The sequence below is a fragment of the Caldimonas manganoxidans ATCC BAA-369 genome, assembly GCF_000381125.1.
Taxonomy (GTDB): Bacteria; Pseudomonadota; Gammaproteobacteria; order Burkholderiales; family Burkholderiaceae_C; genus Caldimonas; species Caldimonas manganoxidans.
The window spans coordinates 23,513-30,500 of record NZ_KB905964.1; the positions used below are offsets into that span (position 1 = coordinate 23,513).

Below are 6,988 nucleotides of genomic sequence, written 5' to 3' on the forward strand. Positions count from 1 at the left end.
CTCGACCGGCCCGATACCCTGAAAGCGCCTTCGCGCGCCCCACGACCATGAGCGACGCCAAAGACTACCGATCGACGCTGAACCTGCCCGACACCCCCTTCCCCATGCGGGGCGACCTGCCCAAGCGCGAGCCGGGCTGGGTGAAGTCCTGGGACGAGCAGGGCTTGTACCGGCGCCTGCGCGAGGCCCGTTGCGGGCGGCCGAAGTTCATCCTGCATGACGGCCCGCCCTATGCCAACGGCAAGATCCACATCGGGCATGCGGTCAACAAGGTCCTCAAGGACATGATCGTCAAGGCGCGTCAGCTCGCCGGCTTCGACGCGCAGTACATCCCTGGCTGGGACTGCCACGGCTTGCCGATCGAAAACGCCATCGAAAAGCTCCATGGCCGCGGCCTCAGCCGAGGGGACATGCAGACCAAGGCCCGCGCCTTCGCCACCGAGCAAATCGCGCAGCAAATGGCCGATTTCAAGCGTCTGGGCGTGTTGGGGCAATGGGATGCGCCCTATCGCACGATGGATTTCGTGAACGAGGCCCACGAAATCCGTGCCTTCAAGCGCGTGATGGAACGCGGCTTCGTCTACCGCGGCATGAAGCCGGTGTACTGGTGTTTCGACTGCGGCTCCTCGCTGGCCGAGTTCGAAATCGAGTATCAAGACAAAAAGAGCCAGACGCTGGACGTGGGCTTCCTGTGTGCCGAACCCACCAAGCTGCTGCAAGCCTTCTTCCGCGACACCGGGTTGCCCCACGGCAACCCCGAGGGCCTGGAAGCTCGGCCGATGTATGCCGTGATCTGGACCACCACGGCCTGGACGATTCCGGCCAACCAGGCGCTCAACCTGAACCCCGAGATCGTCTACGCCCTGGTGGACACGCCGCGCGGCCTGCTGGTGCTGGCCGAATCCCTGGTGCAAACCTGCCTTCAGCGCTACGGGTTGGAAGGCCAAGTGCTGGCCACGACCCAAGGCCGCGCGTTGGAGCAGATTCGCTTCCATCACCCGCTGGCGCATGTGCATCCAGGCTACGACCGACTCTCGCCAGTCTATCTGGCCGACTACGCCACCGCCGAGGACGGCACCGGCATCGTGCATTCGGCTCCGGCCTATGGCGTGGAAGACTTCAATTCCTGCGTGGCCCATGGCCTCAAGCACGAGGAGATTCTCAACCCCGTGCAGGGCCACGGCGCCTACGTGGCGGAGCTGCCGTTGTTTGGCGGCCAAAACATCTGGAAAGCCTGCGCGAACATCATCGAGACACTGCGCGAGCATGGCCGGCTGTTTGCCACCGAAACCATCACCCACAGCTACCCGCATTGCTGGCGCCACAAGACCCCGGTCATCTACCGGGCCGCGGCGCAATGGTTCGTGCGCATGGACGAAGGCGAGGGCATCTTCACCAAAGACAAAGCCCCCAAAACCCTGCGCCAGATGGCGCTGGAAGCCATCGAGCACACCCAGTTCTATCCCGAGAACGGCCGCGCCCGGCTGCGCGACATGATCGCCAATCGGCCGGATTGGTGCATCAGCCGCCAACGCAGCTGGGGCGTGCCGCTGCCCTTCTTGCTGGACGTCCACAGCGGTGAGCCGCACCCGCGCACGCCCGAGATCATCGACCTGGCCGCCGAGGTGGTCGAAGCCGGCGGCATCGAAGCCTGGAGCCGGCTCACCGTGGCCGAGATCCTGCAGCGCATCGGCGACGACACCGACCCGGCACGCTACACCAAGAGCACCGACATCCTGGAGGTGTGGTTCGACTCGGGCACGACGCACACCACCGTGCTCAAGGGCAGCCATGCCGGCGCCGGCCACGACAGCGGCCCCGAGGCCGACCTCTATCTGGAAGGCCATGACCAGCACCGCGGCTGGTTCCATTCCTCGCTGCTGACGGCCTGCGCGATGTACGGCCGCGCCCCCTACCGCGGCTTGCTCACCCACGGCTTCACCGTCGATGGCCAAGGCCGCAAGATGAGCAAGTCCTTGGGCAATGTCGTGGCGCCTCAAGAGGTGAGCGACAAGCTCGGTGCCGAGATCATCCGCCTGTGGGTGGCCTCCACCGATTACTCGGGCGATCTGGCCATCGACGACAAAATCCTCGCCCGTGTGGTCGATGCCTATCGCCGCATTCGCAACACCCTGCGCTTCTTGCTGGCCAACACCAGCGACTTCGACCCGGCTTCACACGCCGTGCCCATCGAGCAGATGCTGGAGGTGGACCGCTATGCACTGGCGCGGGCCGCCCAGTTGCAACGCGAAATCCTGGCGCATTACGACGCCTACGAATTCCACCCGGTGGTGGCCAAGCTGCAGGTGTACTGCTCCGAGGACCTGGGCGCCTTCTATCTCGATGTGCTCAAAGACCGCCTCTACACCACGGCGGCCAACTCCCACGCCCGTCGATCGGCCCAGACCGCACTGTGGCACCTCACCCACGGCATGCTGCGCTGGATGGCACCCTTCTTGAGCTTCACGGCGGAAGAAGCCTGGCAAGTGTTCGCGCCGGGCGCGTCGGTGTCGATCTTCACCGAAACCTTCTGGGGCTTTCCGGCCGCAGGCGACGAAGCCTTGCTGGCCAAATGGTCCCGCATCCGCGAGATCCGTGATGTGGTGAACAAGGAAATCGAGACCGTGCGCGCCGCAGGCCAAGTGGGCGCCTCGCTGCAAGCCACGGTGCGCATCACCGCGGGCCCGGAAGACCACGCCCTGCTGGCCAGCCTGGGCGAGGACTTGAAATTCGTCCTCATCACCTCGGCGGCCACCGTGGTCGAAGGCTCCGAGCTTGCGGTCCAAGTGACACCGAGCTCCGCGCCCAAATGCGAACGCTGCTGGCACTACCGCGACGACGTGGGCATCGACACCGAGCACCCCACCTTGTGCGCACGCTGCGTGAGCAACCTGTTCGGGACGGGCGAGTCCCGCAAGGTGGCGTGATGGAGCGCCAGACCGCATCAAAGAGGCGCTGGGGCCTGTGGCTGGGTATTGCCGCGCTCATCGTCGTGCTGGACCAGTTCACCAAGGCCCAGATCCTGCAGCACTACCAGCTCGGCGAGGGCACGCCCATCACCTCCTTTTTCAACATCGTGCGCGTGCACAACCCTGGGGCCGCCTTTTCCTTTCTGGCCTGGGCCTCGGGCTGGCAGCGCTGGTTGTTCATCGCCTTGGGGCTGGCCGCCTCGGTGTTCATCGTCTGGCTGCTGTGGCGCCACGCGGACGAGCCCCTCTTTGCCACGGCCCTCAGCGCCATCCTCGGCGGGGCCGTGGGCAACGTGATCGACCGCACCCGGCACGGCTACGTGGTGGACTTCCTGGACTTCCATGCCGGCGGCCACCATTTCCCGGCCTTCAACCTGGCCGACAGCGCCATCACGCTGGGCGCCTTCCTGCTGATCCTCGACGAGATCCGCCGCCTGCGGCGCGAGCGCCAAAGCGCAGGACGCTCCGGGAAGTCCTGAGCGCCACCCGGGGCGGGCGCTTGCGACAATCCTCGGCACACGATGCCGACCGGTTTTGCCATGAACGCCCCCGAGGTCTCGCCGCCGCCCACCGTCTTCGACCTGCCTCTGCGCCGGCTGGACTGGCGTGACCCGCTGCGCTGGTTGGCGCTGGGTTGGAAAGACTTCATCCGTTGCCCCGGCCTGGGACTGTTCTACGGCGCCTGTTTCGCCGCAATGGGCTGGTTGCTGCTGGCCGTGTACGAAAACGCCCCTGCCTACACGCTGGCACTGAGCGCCGGCTTCCTGTTGATGGGCCCCTTCCTGTGCCTGGGCCTGTACGAGGCCAGCCGCCGGCTCGAGCAAGGCCTGCGCCCCGACCTGGGCAGCTCGCTGCTGGCCTGGGAAGCCAAAGTAGGCACGATGGCCATCTTCGGCGGCGTGCTGCTGATCCTCGAGATGCTGTGGGGCCGGGCCTCCTTGGTGGTGTTTGCGGTCAGCTTCGACCAAGTCCCCGACTTCCAGGGCTCACTGTGGAAGCTGCTCGCCCCCGAACACCTGAATTTCATCCTCACCTACCTGGCCGTCGGTGGAGTGTTCGCCGCACTGATCTTTGCCGTCAGCGTGGTGAGCCTGCCCATGATCCTGGACCGGCACACCGACGCCATCTCAGCCGCGCTCACCAGCCTGAGGCTGTGCCTCACCCAGACCGGCGTGATGCTATGGTGGGGCTTGCTGATCACGCTGTTGGTGATGCTGGCACTGTTGCCGGCCTTCTTGGGGCTGCTGGTGATCGGCCCGGTGCTCGGCCATGCCAGCTGGCACGCCTACCGCAGCGCGGTGGGCCCCCCGCCGAGGCAGGATCGCGGCCCTGCCCCGGCAACCTGACTCACGGCAACAGCACCGAGGAGCCGGTGGTCTTGCGCGCCTCCAGGTCGCGGTGAGCCTGAGCCACTTCGGCCAGCCGGTAGCGCTGATCGATGCGAATCTTCACCCGGCCGCTGCCGACCATGTCGAACAAGTCATCGGCCATGGCCTGGGTGGATTCCCGCGTGGCCAGGTGGGTGAACAAGGTCGGCCGGGTCACATAAAGCGAACCCTTGGCCGCCAGCGTGGCCAGGCTGATCGGCGGCACCGGTCCCGAGGCATTGCCATAGCTCACCATCAGACCCAAGGGGCGCAGGCACTCCAACGAACGCTCCCAAGTCTCCTTGCCAATCGAGTCATACACCACCTTCACCCCCCGACCCCCGGTGATCTCTTTGACGCGCGCGACGAAGTCTTCCTTGTTGTAATTGATGACATGCGCTGCGCCCATCTCACGGGCCAATGCGCATTTCTCGTCGCTGCCGGCCGTGCCGATGAGCTGCAGCCCCATCGCGCGCGCCCACTGACAAGCGATCAAGCCCACCCCGCCAGCGGCCGCATGGAACAGCACATGGTCGCCTTCTTGCAACCCGCCCTGCGGCTGGGTCTTGCGCAGCAGGTACTGCACCGTCAGGCCCTTCAGCATCATGGCCGCGCCCGTCTCGAAGTCGATGCCATCGGGCAGTTCGACCACACAACGCGCGGGCATGACCCGCACCTCACAGTAAGCCCCCGGCGGCTGGCTGGCATACGCCACTCGCTGGCCGGGCCGCAAGTGCGTCACGCCCTCGCCCACCGCCTCGACCACGCCGGCGGCCTCCATGCCCAATGTGAGCGGCAACGCCCCCTGATACAACCCGGTGCGCTGATAAATGTCGATGAAATTCAGGCCGCAGGCATAGTGGCGGATGCGCACCTCGCCGGGGCCAGGCTCGCCAACGCTCACCTCGACGAGCTGAAGTTGCTCGGGGCCGCCGAACTGCTGAATCTGAATGGCCTTGGGCATGTCGTTCTCCTCATTGCAGGGCTGTCAAACCACACGATAAGCCCTCATGGACGAATTTGCAGGCCTGGGGGCATGATGGACGCCATGAAACGACTCACGCAAGCCCCCAACATCGCCGTGGCCAGCCTGTGGGCCGATTGGCTCACCCGTGCCGGCGTGCAAGCCTGCGTGCAACGCTACTTCGCCAGCGGCATCTCGGGCGAGATCCCGCCCGACCAAAGCCTGCCGGAAGTCTGGATCGAACACCCCGAGCAATGGGACCGCGCCTGCGAATTGCTCGAAGCCCTACGACATCCGCGCGAGCTGCACTGGACCTGTTCGTCCTGCGGCGAGGACATCGACGGCCCCTTCGAGCAGTGTTGGCGCTGTGGCGCTAACATGCCGCGTTCTTGAACCATGCGCTGTCCCGGGGCTGCCTCGGGGCGACCCGTCCCGATGGCCCGCCGCATTGCTCCGTCCACCCTGCTATGGCTCATCCTGCCGCCCCTGCTGTGGGCGGGCAACGCCGTGGCCGGCCGCCTGGCCGTCGGCTCGGTCTCGCCGCTGCTGCTCAATGCGCTGCGCTGGACGATCGCGGCACTCTTGCTGCTGCCCTTGGGCTGGCGGATCCTGAAAGCCGACAGCCCGCTGTGGCCCCAATGGAGACGCTTTGCCGTCCTCGGTCTGCTGGGCATGGGCAGCTACAACGCCTTGCAATACTTGGCACTGACCACCTCCAGCCCGATCAACGTCACGCTGATCGCCGCCAGCATGCCGGTGTGGATGTTGATCGTCGGTGCCTTGTGTTACGGAGAGCGGGCCCGACGAACCCAAGTGCTGGGCGCGTTGTTGTCCTTGGCCGGCGTGCTGTTGGTGCTGTCCCGCGGCCAATGGGACACCTTGCGTCAAGTGCGACTGGTGCCTGGCGACTTGTACATGGTGGTGGCCGTGATCGCTTGGGCGTTTTACAGCTGGATGCTGGCTCGGCCCGCCCCGGGTGAACGCCAGTGGCCCTGGGCGGAATTCCTGATGGCACAAACCGCCATCGGCCTGCTGTGGGCCGGCGGCGCCGCAGTGGGCGAATGGGCGGCCGGATCGGCCCACGTAGAAATCAACGCCTGGGTCCTGCTCCTGCTGGCCTATGTGGCCATTGGTCCCTCGCTGATCGCCTACCGCTGTTGGGGCTTGGGCGTGGCTGCGGTGGGCCCCACCATCGCCGCCTTCTTCGGCAACCTCACCCCCGTGTTCGCAGCCATGATGTCCGCTGCCGTGCTGGGCGACCCACCGCGCTGGTTCCACGCAGCGGCCTTCGTGCTCATCGCCGCCGGCATCGTCGTATCGTCACGCAGATGAGCCATCGAAGCCCCACACCGCTGCAACCTTCACCGTTGCAATTCCCCATGCGGCGGCCATGCCCATTCTGCCGTTGAGGCGCGCCATCACAACGCCCCAGGCCGCGGACGCAGCGTCGCCGTGATCGCATCCCACAGCGCCAGCACCTGCGCTTCGCTCAGCGTGGCTTGCGTCAAGTCAGGAATCTTGGCCATCTCCTCCAAACTGCGCGGCGGCGAGGGAATGTAGTGGCCGTTGTAGAACTCGATGGTCAGGAAGGGGTGTTCTTGACCTTCTATCGACTGGTCCGTCTGGATGATGGCCGTATGCCCAGCAACCCGAGCCGAAGATACTTCGGCAGGTTCACGCCCGATGGA

The 6,988-nt window shown here is 65.8% G+C and carries 7 protein-coding genes; 5 read left to right on the forward strand and 2 right to left on the reverse strand.

What is annotated here, in order from left to right; genetic code table 11:
- Positions 1 to 47 precede the first annotated feature (47 nt).
- The 3 genes from ileS to F615_RS0114890 are packed head-to-tail and all read left to right on the forward strand — an operon-like array spanning position 48 to position 4,315.
- Positions 48 to 2,927 (forward strand): isoleucine--tRNA ligase, encoded by a 2,880-nt coding sequence (ileS, locus tag F615_RS0114880; RefSeq protein ID WP_019561972.1) that lies wholly within the window; start codon positions 48 to 50, stop codon positions 2,925 to 2,927.
- Positions 2,927 to 3,448 carry a signal peptidase II gene (gene lspA, locus F615_RS0114885; protein WP_019561973.1) on the forward strand — a complete coding sequence of 174 codons (522 nt, stop codon included), beginning with the start codon at positions 2,927 to 2,929 and terminating at the stop codon, positions 3,446 to 3,448. The genes ileS and lspA overlap by 1 nt, the downstream gene beginning before the upstream one ends.
- A 60-nt stretch (positions 3,449 to 3,508) precedes the next feature.
- Entirely contained in the window at positions 3,509 to 4,315 is an 807-nt protein-coding gene (locus F615_RS0114890) for a DUF2189 domain-containing protein (protein WP_169452435.1), read from the forward strand.
- A 1-nt stretch (position 4,316) separates the two neighbouring features.
- Here F615_RS0114890 and F615_RS0114895 read toward each other — a convergent pair whose 3' ends face one another.
- Positions 4,317 to 5,300 (reverse strand): quinone oxidoreductase family protein, encoded by a 984-nt coding sequence (locus F615_RS0114895; RefSeq protein ID WP_019561975.1) that lies wholly within the window; start codon positions 5,298 to 5,300, stop codon positions 4,317 to 4,319.
- A gap of 84 nt (positions 5,301 to 5,384) precedes the next feature.
- Between F615_RS0114895 and F615_RS0114900 the strand changes: the two genes are divergently transcribed.
- Positions 5,385 to 5,693: a putative signal transducing protein gene (locus F615_RS0114900; protein ID WP_026330360.1), complete on the forward strand. Its 309-nt coding sequence runs from the start codon at positions 5,385 to 5,387 to the stop codon at positions 5,691 to 5,693.
- 42 nt (positions 5,694 to 5,735) lie between these two features.
- Positions 5,736 to 6,632 (forward strand): DMT family transporter, encoded by an 897-nt coding sequence (locus tag F615_RS0114905; protein WP_019561977.1) that lies wholly within the window; start codon positions 5,736 to 5,738, stop codon positions 6,630 to 6,632.
- 86 nt (positions 6,633 to 6,718) lie between these two features.
- Here the strand turns inward: F615_RS0114905 and F615_RS20200 are convergent.
- Positions 6,719 to 6,988: T6SS immunity protein Tli4 family protein (locus F615_RS20200; protein WP_026330352.1), on the reverse strand; the 270-nt coding region annotated here is incomplete at its 5' end.